Below are 14697 nucleotides of genomic sequence, written 5' to 3' on the forward strand. Positions count from 1 at the left end.
GGCTTCCTCTGGGTCAGGACGGCCCTCCACCGCCGTGAAGGCAGCTGATCGGCACCTTCCCTTCGCGCCGTAACGAGCAGCCACCGGGCTGCGACTTCTTCCGCACGTGTGCGTGTGCGTCGGACGGCCGGGACCTGGTGGCCGCAGTCGACGGAAGGCGTCGGACATCGGGCACCCCCGAAGTGTCTGCCCGCCTCCGGGGAAGGCCCGCACCGGTCGGGCGGTCCCCTGTGGGGGTGGCCCGTACGACGTGGCGGAGGGGGCCCGGACTCGTTGTCAGTGGGGGCGCCTAGAGTCTTTTCCACTGGTCACGGTGCGTTGCCGTGGACGGGTTTCATCAGCGTGCCGCCAGTTCGGCGGCCGTCCGGACCAACGGGGAGAACAGCGCATGGGGTGGGTTCCGGCGGGCGACTACGAAGTCGCCCTGGAGGCGGGCAAGGTGGTCTGCCGCAACGGGAAGGGCCGACGGCTGAAGTCCGTCCCGGCCAGATTGAAGGAAGACCCGGCGGTCGTTGGACTCCGGCAGTTGACGGAGTGGCTGGAACGCCACGAACGCCAGTGCCTGACCGACGTCGAGCAGTGGATGGTGCGTTCGTTGCCCGTCCCCACGGCTGTGCTCGCCCGGGTCTGGCCCGACCCGGCGTGGCAGGTGGCCCTGCGGGACGTGGTGGTCACCGGCGCGGACGGTGGGGTCGCCGGATTCCTGCGCGACGTGGACCCCGACCGCGGCCTCGGACTCGTGGACCTGGACGGTGACACGGTCCGCATCACCCCGGACGTCGTCAGAGTGCCCCACCCCGTCCTCCTCGACGATCTCGACGAGCTGCGGGAGTTCGCCGTCGAACTGGGAGTGAGTCAGAACGTGGAGCAGCTGTTCCGTGAGGTGTGGCGCCGCCCGCCGGGTCTCGCCCCGGACACCACCTCCGTGGACACCTACGCCGGAGGCGTGTTCAAGGAACTGCGCTTCCTGCACGGCCGTGTCACCCAACTCGGATACCGGTCGCGCGGTGGATACGCGGTCTGCCCCGTCGTCGAGGACGGCGCCACCACCGAGGCGCGCATCTGGATCGGCGAGCACGACGGATACGACGAGTACGGCACCGAGACGGGCCCCCTCGGCTGGACCGAGCCCGCGGGGCGCGCGCTGACCGCCGCAGAGATCGGCCCGGTCGCGTGGTCCGAGGGCATGCGCATGGCGGCGGCGCTCTACGCCGGCCGCGACGTGGAGAACGAGGAGCGGGCGGCATGAGCACGATGACGACGAACACCGACACGACCACGTCGGCATCGGACGCGGCGTCCCTCCACGCCCAGGCCCCGGTCGGGAGCACCACTACCCCCTCCGCCGACGAAGCCCGCACGGCGGCCCTGCTGGACGCGGGCACGATCCTTCCGGTCGGCACCACCGACCGGGACGACGCCGACGCGCTGACCGCGCGCACCTACACGCACACCGCCCTCGGTGACCGCCCCGTCGTCCGGCTCGTTCCGGGCACTCTCGGGGAAGCCGAGGACCTGGCCCTGGAGTTCCTGGGGCTGGCCCGGGCCACGGAGGCCTCCGTCGTGGGCCAGGTGCGCCGCGAGACACTGGGCTTCCCGGCCTGGGCGCTGGTCAACGACCCGGCCAACGGGCACCATGCCCTGGCCCTGGTCAAAGACATCGAACGGCTGGGCCGGCAGGCCAGGACCCGCGCCGGAGCGGCCAAGGAGGGCTTCGACGCACTCGGCACCCGGCTCGGCCGGGCCGTGCCCCACTTCCTCCCCACCTACTACGAGCAGGTGGCACGCCTCTTCCTCCAGGCCGAGAACACCACCTACGCCGCCTCCTTCTTCGGTAAGGCACGCGAGGCCGAGCGGGTGCACGGGCTGGTCGTGGACGAGGACCGGCAGCGGGCCGTCTTCCTGGAATTCGCCTTCGCCGGTGCGCTGACCGTCAAGGCACTGCGGCAGTACGTGCGGGACCTGGTGGCCCGGCTCGCACCGGCGGACGCCTGGACACAGTTCCGCCGCCTGCTGGTCGAGCGATGCGCGGCCGGAATGCCGCCGTACGCGGCGCTGCCGCAGGACGTGCGCGCGCTGGTCAAAGCCGCCGGGCTGGACCGCGACACCGCCGAACGCGAGCTGGTGGCCGATCTGATCGGCTCGCCCGGAGTCGTCCGGGCCCCCGCCTCGTTCTGGGGGGCCTACCGCTCCGCGCTCATCGCCCTCGCCCGACGGGATGCGGTTGTGCGGGGCCGGCTCCTCGGCTTCTTCCCGGAGACCTTCAGTGAGGGCGGCCGGGACGAGGACGGTGAACCCGGCTGGCTCGCGTTGCTGGCCGAGTCCGGTGCCGAGGAGTTGCTGACCGCCCTCCCCGACACCTCCGGCGACGCTCCCTCCGACCGGCCCGCCTCCCCGGCGGACTGGCTCGCCCGCTGGGAGGCACACCGACGGCACAACAGGGTCACCTCCGGCCGCAGCCCGCAGACCCTCGACCTGGTCACGCGGATGGCGGACCGGTTGCGTGCCGACGGGCGCCCCGTCGAGCTGTTCCAGGGCCGCTGGCAGCGCACCGCCGACCTTGACCTCCTCGACCTCTGCCTGGCCTCCGGCATCCCCGTCGCCGAGCCGGACGACCAGGACACGCGCACCACACAGTCCCCCGGTGTCCCGGTCGGTCCATGGCTCACCGACACCGCGCCCGGCGCGCGGGATCTCGCCGCCGTCGCCGAACGTCCGGCCTTCCGCGCTCTCCTGAGCCGGGCCGTGGGCGACCTCGGTGGCGGACGCGGTCAGCGACTGGACGACGCCGACCTGGCGAGGCTGGCGGAGCACCCGGTGCTCTCCGGAATCCTGCGGGAATGGCTGACCGCCCGCGCCGAGGAGTACACGGCCGCACGTGGGCTGCCCGGGCTGAACACCGCGCTCAACCGGCTCTCCGCGTTCCGTACCGTGGTCGCGGACGTCGCTCCGGAAGCAGTGCGGCTTCTCGAAGGCCATGACGTCGTGCCGCTCCTCGCCGCCACCCTGCGTACCGGTGTCCTCGACGAACTGGGCTGGCCCGCGCTCGACGAGACCTACGCCGAACTGGCCGCAGAGGCCGCGGCCGTACGCCGGCGGCGCAATCGACCGGAGACGGTCGGTGTCACGGGTGCCTGGCCCGCCCTGATCCTGAACACGCTCGAACGGGCCGTCGTCATCGGCCCGGATGGCGTTCTGCTGCGGCACACCCTGCGACTGCCCGCCACCGTCGACCACTGGCGGACGCTCGCACTCCGTTACGTCGACGGTGAGTTGCTGGTCATCTGGTGGGAGGACGGCAAACAGCTCGGGTACTGGTCGCACCGCCCGGCCGAGATATTCACGGTGGGCGGCGAACAGATCCCCCGCTGGGGCGGCTCCGGCCCCTCGGACGAGGTCTGCCTGCCCCTGCCCGGCGGCGGCCGCGCCACCGGCGGCAAGGCCCTGCACGCGGGCGACACCTCCCTCCCGCCGCAGCGCGCCGTGATCTCCGACGGCACCGGTCACTGGCGGGAAGGCCACCAGGGCACACAGCGGGTATGGCTGGAGTACGACCCGGCCGGCGGCACGCACGGCCGCGCCTCCCTCCCGGCATTCCTCCGCTCCGGGGTGCAGGACGGCACCCGGCTGCTCACCGAGCACTGCCAGGTGCTGCCCCTCCAGCCCGGTCTGGAGACGACCCCGTTCGGCACGGACGGCACGGTCCTGGGCCGCTGGGTCCGCAGCACGATCACCGAGCCCGGCAGGGCCGTCCCCGCCGACGGCCACCGGATCGTTGCCGGTACGCCCGACGGCCACACGGTCACCCTGCCGTACCCGTTGCCCGGCGGCGGTTCCTCTGTGCCGCTCGGCGCCCTCACTCTGCCCGGCGGGTCACGGCCGGTCGTGGCCCTGCACCACCGCTCCGTCGTCGCCCACCCGTTGGACACGGACGGCACCGGTGGCAGCTTGTGGTCCGTCACCCCCGACTCCTCCGGTGGGAACGACGCGGCGGGCACCCCCTACGTGCCTCCCGTCGCCTACTGGCACGCCATGCGCCCGAGGGACGAGCGGGGTTCCACCGCCCTGAGAAACCTGACGGACGAGCGGGCCGGGGAGCTGCTCAAGGACGTCGCCGTCGCGGTCACCCGGTACCTGGAGGCATCGCAGGCCGTCGAGGAGTACACCGGGCCCTCGTCGCGGGAGCTGAGCCAGGAGGCCGTCGCCAGGGTGCTGCCCGAGGTCTCCGACGCACGGCTCCTCGCGGGCGTCACCGCGTTCGTCCGGAACGCCGTGGACCGGGCTGTCGCAGTCTCCCGGTACCTGGACCCACCCGAGCCCGTGCAGCCCGCCACCCCCCGGTACACCGCCCGCACCCAGGGCATGTTCTTCGACCACGAGCCCGAGCACGGCGACGACACGACCCTGCGGAACGCCACCGCCTGGGGCAGCGAGCAGATGCACGGCGGCTGGTGGGGCTCCGGGAGCCGATGGACCGCGATCAGGCAGATCCTCGCCGTCAACCACGTCCTCGGCGGCGAGCCGGCGTTCGGCCCACCCACACCGTCCAAGGTCCAGTTCACCCCCACGGACGGCTGGCAGCGGGACGAGTACACCGTGCCGAGCTGCGCCACGGCCTGGACCGGGCTCCTCGCCAAGCTGCCCGAGCTGGCCTACAGGGCCGCCTCGGCGACCACGTCCCCCGAGCACCGCACCGGGCTCCTCGTGCTGTTGGAAACGCTCGCCGCAGGCCCGCTGGCCGACCCGGCGGGCAAGATCCGGCAGGTGGAGCTCATCGAGCCGCTCGCTGCCGGGGGGTCCACAGGGACGGGAAACCCGGAGGTCGTGCACCGCCTCGGCCAGGTGCTGCGCAAGGGTGCCCGTACGGTCGTGATCCTCGACGACCGCGGGCAGAACTCCCGGGGCGACGCGGCATGCTGGTTCGCCCTGGACCACGACCCGACCGGCGTTTTCGGTCCTGTACCGGGCTTCACCCTGGACCGCGAGCGCGTCCATCGGCAGGGCATCGACCGTGATCGGCTCACCAGGCTCACCGCCCTGGTGCGGGAGCGGGGCCCGGCACCCTGGCGCCCGGAGGCCGCCGAGGCGTTCCACGCGGCCACCGGAATCGGACCTCTCCAGTCCGCCGCCCTGCTGTCGGCAGCTGTCGAGGAGCCCGGCGCCGAGTCGCTCGCGGTTCTCGGGTTGAAGCCACGTGCCTTCGAAGCGGCCAGGGCAAGGCTGGACGCACTGCCCCGCGACGACCGGCACGCCCTGCTCCGAGCGCTGCTGCCCGCGGACCCGGCCGAGCTGTGGTCCACGGGCCCCGACGTCCGGGCCGCCACGGACGTCTGGCAGGAGCGCCTGACCTCCCTCGTCCTCGTCCCCGAGGAACTGGACCTCGACCTGTCGGGCACCACCTTGCGCGCCGTCGACCTGATCCTCAACACGGGCTCCCGGACCTGGCTCGCCCACGGCACCGCCGTCCAGGACGGCACGGGTCGCCCTGGCCTGCGCCGGGTAGGTGCACGCGATGCGGTCTCCTCCGCCCTGACCGCCCTGCGCACCCTCGCCTATACACTGCCGTACGGGCACCCCCTGCGGGCACACCTGCCCGTCGGGCTCGCGGCCCTGCGCGAGAGCCTCGCCGAGCCGGACCTGGTGCTGGACCTCGGTCTGCACTGGACCGAGTCGGGCGGCTCCCTCGGCTCCGCGGTCCGAGCTGCCCACGGGCTCCCGGAGTCGGGCGGCGCCGACGCCGATGGTCTGGTCCGAGCCGGCACGGCGCTGCTCCTCGTCCCCGGTTACGGCAGCAACGAGAAGCTGCTGGTTCGCCCGGCCGGTCTGGCGGGTCCCGACGACCCCGCGTTCGGCCTCGTCGAGGGCACCGTCGGCCTTCACGGCACCAGCGATATGTCCGCCCTGCGCGCGCTGCTGGGCGAGGAGACCGAGGCCTTGGCCTCGGCGGGTGCCCCCGACGGCTCCCCGCACCACCCGGCCCAGGACCCGACGCGTGCGGTGCCGGATCTGGTGGCCGAGGCCGCTGAGGCCCTCGGCCTGAGCGCGGACGCAGCCGCCCTCTACCTGATGCTGCTCGCCCTGCCCGACCCGACGGACCGCAACTGCGTCCGCTGGACCGAGTGGAAACCGGCACGGGTCAAGAAGGCCCGGACGGAACTCGCCGCCACCGGCCTCGTCGTGGAGGCGAAGCGCTCCCGAGCCGGCCGTACCCTGTTCCTCCCCTGCGGCTGGCTCGAACGCGGGGCCCCCGGACTGCCGCTGGAGACCTGGAAGGAACGCCTGTACCCCGTGGCCAGGTCCGCCCGGACCCTGCCCCACCTCCCCGTGCCCGCGCTGTTCGCAGCCGCCTGGGCACGGGTCCGCGACGGCGACGCCCCCGCCTTCGAAGAACTGGACACCCGCGCACCCCGGAAGGGCCGTCGCCGATGACGAACGACACCACGACCACCGTGGACAGCACCACCACGGGCGGCGTCCGTGACCAGGCGACGGTGCCCGGTCATGAGCACCGCCAGGTGACACCGCCCGAGGACCGGTACACCACCGAGCTGGCCTTCCTCGCCGCCCACGACGCCGGGCCCCGCCCACCCGGCTGGCTGCTCACCCCGCGCGCCGTCGTCACCTTCGTGATGGGCAGTGCGGGCGAGGCACTGAGCCTGCCGAAGGACGCCCGGCCCGGAGCCGGGGTGCCGCGTCGCCTGCTGATCGAGCAGAAGTTCGTCGGCGAACGCGCCCTGGTCGAACGCTGCGTGGTCACCCTGGCCGGAGAGCGGGGACTCCTCCTCGTCGGCGAACCCGGTACCGCCAAGTCCATGCTCTCCGAGCTGCTTTCGGCGGCTGTCTGCGGAACCAGCGCGCTCACCGTGCAGGGCACCGCGGGCACCACCGAGGACCAGCTCAAGTACGGCTGGAACTACGCGCTGCTGCTCGCCCAGGGCCCCACCGAGCAGGCCCTGGTGCCCTCCCCGGTACTCGCCGCCATGACCCGGGGGGCCGTCGCCCGCGTCGAAGAGGTGACCCGCTGCCTGCCGGAGGTCCAGGACGCCCTCGTCTCACTGCTCTCCGAGCGGCGGATCGCGGTACCCGAACTCGCGGGTGGCAGGGGCGCCCAGATGCACGCGGCCCCCGGGTTCACCCTCATCGCCACCGCCAACCTGCGGGACAAGGGCGTCTCGGAGATGTCCGCCGCACTGAAGCGGCGCTTCAACTTCGAGACCGTGGGCCCCATCGGGGACGTGGACACCGAGATCGCGCTCGTCCGGCGCCAGTCGCGGGCGGCCGTCGAACGCGTGGGCGCCGCCTACCAGGTGGACGGCGCGGTCCTCGAAGCCCTTGTCACCGCTTTCCGGGACCTGCGCGAAGGCCGCTCGGCGGAGGGCTGGGAGGTCGAGCGCCCCTCCACGGTGATGAGCACGGCGGAGGCGGTCTCCGTCGCGGGCGCCATGGGCCTGGCCGCCGCCTACTTCCCCGGCGACCGGGACCTGCTCTCCCTCCTGCCCGGCCATCTCCTCGGCGTCGTCCGGAAGGACGACCCCGCCGACGCGGCACGGCTCCTGGGTTACTGGGACGGACCGGTACGCAGGCGCGCGGAGCAGGGGTCGGCCACCTGGCGCGCTCTGTGGGACCTGCGCGCGGTGCTGGAGAACTGACGGATGAGAGAGTCCACCATCCCCCGGACGCGGCCCACCCCCGAGGTGTCGCCCACCACCGGTGGGCCGGTCGCTTCCCCGGCGCAGGTCCCGGAGACCGGCCCCGTCACCCCGGAGGCCGCGGTGGCGGCCCTCGCGGCGACCGGACCCGGGTCACCGTTCCTGATCGGGGTGCGCCACCACGCGCCCTCGCTGGCAGCCGTCCTCCCGGCACTGCTGGACGCGGCGGCCCCCGACGTCCTCCTCGTCGAGCTGCCCGCCGAGTTCCAGCCCTGGCTGAGCTGGCTCGCCCACGAGGAGACCGAGGCCCCGGTGGCGCTGGCCGCCGTGCCCGCCGACGGGTCCGGGACCGGCTCGGCAGGCGAACGAGGGCCTGCCTTCTACCCGTTCGCGGACTTCTCGCCCGAACTGGTGGCACTGCGCTGGGCGGCGAGAAACGGGATCCCGGCTGTGGCCTGCGATCTGCCACTGGCCGACCGGGCATGGGCGGGGGGCGGTCCCAACATCCCCGCCCCTGTCCCCGGAGCCGACTCCGCGCCCGTGCCGGGGGAGGGGCACGGGCTGTCCGCCGCGCTCCGGTCCCGGCTCACCGGCAGGGACGGCGACGACCTGTGGGACAGGCTGGTGGAGGCCCTCGCGCCCGGTTCGACACCCGAGGCGCTCCGCCGTGCCGCCCTGCTCACCGGCTGGGCACTGCGCCACGAGGCCGAGGCGCGGGGCGGGGTGAACGGCACGGACCTGGTGCGCGAGGCATGGATGCGCGGACAGGTCGCCGAGGCCCTGGCGAGCGGGCGGCGTCCCGCCGTGGTGGTGGGAGCCTTCCACACCCCGGCACTGCTGCCGTCCGCCGCCCAGGACCCCGCACCGAACGCGTCCCCCGCCGGGGCCCCCGCACCGGACGCGTCCGCCGTCGCGTCCGAGCCGGGCGCGGACGGCAACGTGAACGGCGCTCCCCGGACATCGGCCTGCACGGTCTCCCTGGTCCCGTACACGTACCCGCTGCTCGACTCGCGGTCCGGCTACCCGGCCGGCATCCGCGACCCGGAGTGGCAGCACACCGTCCTGGACGCCGCCGGAGATCCGGCCGCGTTGCACGAGGCGCTGATCCGCACCGCTGTCCGGGTCTGCGCCACCCTGCGCGACCTGGGCCACCCCTACGGCCCGGCGGACGGCCGGGAGGTCGTCCGGGTGGCCGGTGATCTGGCCCGCCTGCGCGGCCTGCCCGCCCCCGGCCGCGGCGAACTCCTAGAAGCCGTGCAGTCGGTGCTGGGGCGCGGCGAGACCTACGGCACGGGCCGCGCCGTCGCACAGGCCCTCGAACGCGTACTCGTCGGAGCCCGCACAGGACGGCCCGCCCCGGCCGCTCCGCGCGGCGGCCTGGGCCCGGCCGTCGAGGCCGAGACCGTGGCCCTCTCACTCCCGGGCCCGGAGGACACGCACGAGAAGACGCGAGACCTCCGGCTCGACCCGGCGCGCTCCACGCTGGACCGGCGCCGCGAACTGCTGCTGCGCAGGCTGACGGTGTGCGGCATCCCCTACGCGCAGGAGCAGGGGGTGACCGGCGCGGCGGGCACGGAAGGACTCACGACGCGCTGGCAGGTGCGATGGACCCCGGCGACAGCCGCGATGCTCACCGCGGCCGGGGCCCGCGGCGTCACCCCGGCCCAGGCGGCCGAAGGAGTGCTGCGGCAGCGCCACGCGGCCGAACACGCGGAGGGCGGCACGACGGCCGCCCAGGTGGTCCGCGGCCTCAAGGAAGCCGCTGAATGCGGGCTCCCCGGCCTCGCCGACGAACGGCTGACAGAACTGGCGGCCGTACTCCCCGCGAGCGGCACCCTTCCCGAACTCCTCACAGGCCTCGACCTGCTGGATCGCATGGACGCCGGGCACCTGCCCGGCCTGGTCGCGCCCGATGACCCCTCGACCCCGGACACCACCGGCTCCGCCCGCGCTGCCCGCACCGCGCGCGCGGCCGAACTCCTGACCTCGGCCGCGGTCCGCCAGGTCGACGGCCTGACCGGCTCCGAGGAGCCCGAGGACGCCCGGGCGCTGCTCGAACTGGCCCAGCGGGCCGACCGGGTGGGCGGCATCCGGCTCACCGACGCCCTCGTCCGCCTGGCCGCCGACGGCACTCCGTTGATCGCCGCAGCCGCCGCAGCAGTCAGGGTGCTCACGGGCCACGACGAGGCCGAGGCATTCGGGGGGCGCGTCGCGTCCTGGGTGGACGGAGCCGTGGACAGCACCTCCCGAGCCGCGCTCACCGCCCGTCTCACCGGCGTCCTGACGGTGGCGGGCCCGCTCCTGACCGTCGGCGTCGGAGCCTTGGACCCGTTGCTGCGCCGTGTCGTCGAGCTGGACGACACCGCGTTCCTGGCCCGACTGCCGGCCCTGCGCGGTGGCTTCGACACGCTGAGCCCGGCAGCCCGGGACCGACTGCTGGACACCGTCGAGGAACTGCTGGGCGAACGGGTGGACACCCTCGACGCGGACGATCCGGCCGAGCTGGCTCGCCGAACGGCCGCCGACCTCGCGGCCCGCGAGCTACTGACCGGCCTCGGCCTGCCCGTCCCGCCACCCGTGCACGACGACCGGTTCCCATCGCTGTCCGGCCACCCCGCCGCAACGGGCCCCACCGTCATGGCCGTGACCGCACCAGCCACCGAGGCCAACGCCGCGCGGACCCTCGCACCCGCCGACCGATGGCGGCTCGTGCTCGGCCGGCGGTCCGACCGACTGCCGTCCGGCGTGGCCCGCCTGGCGACCGCTCTGGACGAGCTCTACGGCGCGGGACATGGCGAGGGGTCCCGCAGCGGCGCGCCCGGCTCCGGGCAGGGCGGTGGCCGGGAACCATCGTTCCCCGGCGTCCGCGAGTGGTCGGAGGAACTGGCCGCGCTGTTCGGCCCGGGCGTCCGCGAGGAGGTCCTCGCCGCTGCAGCCGGGACGGGTCGGCAGGACGTTCTCGCCGCAATCGACCCGGCGGCCGTCACCCCCTCCGTGGAACTGCTCCGGACGATCCTGCGGTACGCCGGCGGTCTCCCCGAGGCCCGCCTCGCGGCACTTCGGCCCCTGGTCCGCCGCCTGGTCGACGAACTGACCCGGCAGCTCGCGACCCGGCTGCGACCCGCCCTCACCGGCACCATGCTGGCCCGGCCCACCCGACGCCCGGGCGGCCGGCTGGACCTGCCGCGCACGCTGCGCGCCAATCTGGCCACCGCCCGCCGGTCGGCCGACGGGACGGTCCAGGTGATTCCCGAGAAGCCGGTGTTCCGCAGCCGCGCCCGCCGGTCGGCCGACTGGCGTCTGATCCTGGTCACCGACGTCTCCGGATCCATGGAGGCGTCCACGATCTGGTCCGCGCTGACCGCCTCCGTGCTCGCCGGGGTGCCGACCCTGAGCACCCATTTCCTGGCCTTCTCCACGGAGGTCGTCGACCTCACCGGCCATGTGCACGATCCTCTCTCCCTCCTGCTGGAGGTGAGTGTGGGCGGAGGCACGCACATCGCCGCCGGGCTGCGGCACGCCCGCAGCCTGATCGCGGTGCCCACCCGCACCCTCGTCGTCGTCATCAGCGACTTCGAGGAGGGCGCGCCGCTCGGCGGACTGCTGGCCGAGGTGCGGGCGTTGGTGACCACCGGCTGTCATGTCCTCGGGTGCGCGAGTCTCGACGACGCCGGCCGGCCTCGTTACTCGACCGGCGTCGCAGGGCAGCTCGTCGCCGCCGGCATGCCCGTCGCCGCCCTCAGCCCACTCGAACTGGCCCGCTGGATAGGGGAGAAGACCGCATGAACGCCGCCCCGTTGCCACCCGTCGCGCCGGAGGTCACGGCCACGCTCGTGGAGGACCTTTCCCCCAGGCTCCGTAAGCGGCTGGACGCGGCAGTCACCAAGATCGGCGCCCGCCCGACGCACAGTGACGGGCACACGGTGACGATCGCGGTCGACGACGAGACCGAGCTGCGCATGCACGCCCCGGGCGGCGTGGTGGCCACGACGGACGCCATCACCTGCGGCTGCCTCCTCGCCCCGGCATGCGTCCACCGCGCGGCCGCCGCCTGTGCCGCCCCTGCGGCGGACCCGGCACCGGAGCTCACCGACGGGCCCAACCAGGCGGCCCCCGGTCCCGCCTCCGCGACTGACCCCGCCTCCGCGACCGCCCCTGCCGCGACGGACCCCGGCCCCACCTCCGACCCCGCCTCGCCGCCCGACGCGGCGAGCCCGGCCCAGCGTGCCGCGGCCGACGCCCTGTGGTCGGCGGGCGCCGCCGTGCTGGAGGCCGGCGTGGACGGGGCCGGCGCCGTCACCCAGGCCGCCCTCCTCCGCGCCGCGCACACCGCACGGCTCCGGCAGCTGCCGCGGGCCGCGGGCGCCGCGCTGTCCGTCGTCACGTTGCTCCGTGCGGCACGCACCGGGGACCCGTCCTACCGCACCGCCGAGCTCGTCACGGCCCTGGCCGAACTCCTGGGTACCGCACGCCGGGTGGGGACGGCTGCCGGGGCCGAGCTGGCCGCCGTCAGAGGCCGCGCGCGCCGTCCGTACAGCCCGGACGGTTCGCTCCGCCTGTACGGCCTGTTCACCGAACCCGTCGTCACCGACTCGGGGCACGGCGGCGTCCGCACCTGGGTCGCAGGGTCCGACGGCCGCCTCTGCACGGTCGGCGACGTGGCACCCGGTGGTGTCGGGCGCGCCCTGGGCGTGGCCGATCGGGCCGTGCGCCTGGGGGACAGCGCACTCACCCACCGGGAGCTGGGCCGGGCCGGTCTGGCGGTCTCAGGGGCGACTGTCTCGCCGGACGGCAGACTGGGCGCGGGAAAGGGCGTCAAGGCCGTTACCGCCCGGGGCGTGGCGTGGACGGAGCCGCCGCTCGCCGCCCTGTGGGAGACGCCGCCGTCCGAACAGGCAGCCCGAGCCCTGCGGTCCACCTCCCGCTACGCGGACCCGGAGGGCGGCGGCAGCGATCTGCTCTTCCTGGACGTCGAACTCCTCGGATTCGTCAGGGAGTCGGGAGGCACCTGCCTGCTCGCGCTGTGCGAGGGAGGCATTCCGGTCCGGCTCACCGTCGCTGATGACGACCCCGCGCTGGCTCACCGAGACAACCTGATGCTGCTGGCCAGGGCACCGGGGACATGGCTGCGGATTATCGGCCGCCTGGTGCCCGCCCCCCACCCCCGGCTCACCCTCCTCGCCTGCTCGCACCCCACCGGCGAGGGCACGATCGACCTCGGTCTCGACCGCCTGAGCCGCGCCGATCTGCCGGACCCGGCTGCCCCCCTGCACCCCGCCCCGTCCCAGCCCGGAGGGCCCGGCGCGCATTCGCCCCTGTACCTCCTCGAGCGCCGGGTCGAACAGGCGGTCCCGGCGGGCCGCACCGCCCTCGGCATGCTCGGTGACGTCACTGCCGAAGCCCTCCGCGTCCGCCGCGCGGGCCTCCCCACGGCCGCCGGACTCCTCACCGCCCTGTGCGCCTCGGCGTCCCGACGCGATCGCGATCTGTTCGGCCGCCTCCTTCCTGCCGACACCGACGGCTTCGCCACCTGCTGGCTTACCGCCGCCCGATACACGGCTGCCGTGTCCGAGTCCCTGTGTGTGGCAGCCTGGGAACCGACGCAAGCCCGATGACGTCGCCTGTTCCCGCCGTCCACGTGCGCGCTGCGCGCCTTCGAATTCCGCCAATGGGAAGATCAATCGGCTTTACCAGGAACAGCCCGCCGGTCCGGCACGGTTGCATCGACCGAGGAGTCGGCGCCGCACGTGTGGAAGACGTGGGGATCACAGGGCCGGCCGTCCCACCAGGGTCCGGGCCACACCACCGCGCGTGTTCCGCCGGGCACCCGGACCGATACGTATGTCTGCAGGAGGAACGTTCATGACTGACCGGCCGTTGACGCTCATGGCAGTGCACGCCCACCCCGACGACGAGGCCACCGGAACCGGAGGGGTCCTCGCGAGATACGCGGCGGAAGGCATCCGCACCGTCCTCGTCACCTGTACCGACGGCGGTTGCGGGGACGGAGCGGGAGGTGTCAAACCGGGTGATCCCGGGCATGACCCGGTGGCAGTCGCCGCCATACGCCGCAAAGAACTCGAGGCGAGCTGCGACGTCCTGAAGATCAGCGATCTTGAGATGCTGGACTATGCCGACTCCGGAATGATGGGCTGGCCGAGCAACGACGCCCCCGGATCCTTCTGGAGCACCCCCGTGGAGGAGGGCGCTGTCCGGCTCGCGGAACTCATGCGGCATTACCGGCCCGATGTGGTCGTCACCTATGACGAGAACGGCTTCTACGGACACCCCGACCACATCCAGGCCAACCGCATCACGATGGCGGCGCTGGAGATGACCGACCTGGCACCGAAGGTGTACTGGACGACCATGCCTCGCTCGGCGATGCAGAGGTTCGGGGAAACCATGGGCGAGTTCGGTGAGGACATGCCGGAGCCGGATCCCGCCGAGGCCGCCGCGATGGCCGAGATCGGCCTCCCCGACGATGAGATCAGCACGTGGGTGGACACCACCGCGTTCAGCGGCCAGAAGTTCGATGCCCTGGCGGCGCACGCCAGTCAGGGCGAGAACATCTTCTTCCTCAAGATGGGCAAGGAGAGGTTCGGTGAGCTGATGGGCATGGAGACCTTCGTACGTGTCAAGGACGCCACCGGCGCGGCCCTGCCCGAGAACGATCTCTTCGCCGGACTGCGCTGATCCCTCGTCCGACGGGGAGTGGGTAAGGGCCAGGGCCTGGCAGAGTGCCAGGTCCCAGGCCCTGGCAGGGGACGCGGACGTAGGCGGGGAGGCCGGCCTGTCAGGCGGCGTTTCCCGCCGTCGTCCGAGCGGGACCGGGGACCGGGACGGTGCCCGCCTCCTCGGTGGCCGCGGCCTTCGCGGCTACCCCGATTCCGAGCTTGTCGAGGATCTTCTTCTCGATCTCGTCGGCCAGGTCGGGGTTGTCCTTGAGGAACTTGCGGGAGTTCTCCTTGCCCTGGCCGAGCTGGTCGCCCTCGTACGTGTACCAGGCGCCGGCCTTGCGGACGAAGCCGTGCTCCACGCCCATGTC

Annotated in this window: 6 protein-coding genes and 1 pseudogene; 6 read left to right on the top strand and 1 reads right to left on the bottom strand. The window is 73.8% G+C overall.

Annotated elements, in window-relative coordinates; genetic code table 11:
- Nucleotides 1–388 precede the first annotated feature (388 nt).
- The 6 genes from ABT001_RS27675 (at nucleotide 389) to ABT001_RS27700 (ending at nucleotide 14345) form a co-directional block, all read left to right on the top strand.
- On the top strand, nucleotides 389–1249 hold the full coding sequence (locus ABT001_RS27675) for a DUF4132 domain-containing protein (RefSeq protein ID WP_351282778.1): 861 nt from the start codon (nucleotides 389–391) through the stop codon (nucleotides 1247–1249).
- Nucleotides 1246–6429: a hypothetical protein gene (locus ABT001_RS27680; RefSeq protein WP_351282783.1), complete on the top strand. Its 5184-nt coding sequence runs from the start codon at nucleotides 1246–1248 to the stop codon at nucleotides 6427–6429. The genes ABT001_RS27675 and ABT001_RS27680 overlap by 4 nt, the downstream gene beginning before the upstream one ends.
- Entirely contained in the window at nucleotides 6426–7649 is a 1224-nt protein-coding gene (locus ABT001_RS27685) for an ATP-binding protein (protein ID WP_351282786.1), read from the top strand. Before ABT001_RS27680 ends, ABT001_RS27685 begins: the two co-directional genes overlap by 4 nt.
- 3 nt (nucleotides 7650–7652) lie before the next feature.
- Nucleotides 7653–11435, top strand: coding sequence for a vWA domain-containing protein (locus tag ABT001_RS27690; RefSeq protein ID WP_351282788.1), 3783 nt, complete (start codon nucleotides 7653–7655; stop codon nucleotides 11433–11435).
- The gene (locus tag ABT001_RS27695) at nucleotides 11432–13264 is read left to right on the top strand and encodes a hypothetical protein (protein ID WP_351282791.1); all 1833 of its coding nucleotides are present in this window, start codon (nucleotides 11432–11434) and stop codon (nucleotides 13262–13264) included. The genes ABT001_RS27690 and ABT001_RS27695 overlap by 4 nt, the downstream gene beginning before the upstream one ends.
- 247 nt (nucleotides 13265–13511) lie before the next feature.
- Nucleotides 13512–14345 (top strand): PIG-L family deacetylase, encoded by an 834-nt coding sequence (locus ABT001_RS27700; RefSeq protein WP_351282794.1) that lies wholly within the window; start codon nucleotides 13512–13514, stop codon nucleotides 14343–14345.
- Between the two features lie 100 nt (nucleotides 14346–14445).
- Here ABT001_RS27700 and ABT001_RS27705 read toward each other — a convergent pair.
- Nucleotides 14446–14697 (bottom strand): annotated as a pseudogene (locus ABT001_RS27705) (recombinase RecA); the annotation flags it as partial.

It is taken from the genome of Streptomyces sp. NPDC002793 (genome assembly GCF_040295485.1).
In the GTDB taxonomy this organism is placed as follows: Bacteria; Actinomycetota; Actinomycetes; order Streptomycetales; family Streptomycetaceae; genus Streptomyces.

Bases quoted from the DNA above. Each gene is read 5' to 3' on its own strand.
- ABT001_RS27675 (WP_351282778.1), top strand. From the start codon at position 389: ATGGGGTGGGTTCCGGCGGGCGACTACGAAGTCGCCCTGGAGGCGGGC.
- ABT001_RS27680 (WP_351282783.1), top strand. From the start codon at position 1,246: ATGAGCACGATGACGACGAACACCGACACGACCACGTCGGCATCGGAC.
- ABT001_RS27685 (WP_351282786.1), top strand. From the start codon at position 6,426: ATGACGAACGACACCACGACCACCGTGGACAGCACCACCACGGGCGGC.
- ABT001_RS27690 (WP_351282788.1), top strand. From the start codon at position 7,653: ATGAGAGAGTCCACCATCCCCCGGACGCGGCCCACCCCCGAGGTGTCG.
- ABT001_RS27695 (WP_351282791.1), top strand. From the start codon at position 11,432: ATGAACGCCGCCCCGTTGCCACCCGTCGCGCCGGAGGTCACGGCCACG.
- ABT001_RS27700 (WP_351282794.1), top strand. From the start codon at position 13,512: ATGACTGACCGGCCGTTGACGCTCATGGCAGTGCACGCCCACCCCGAC.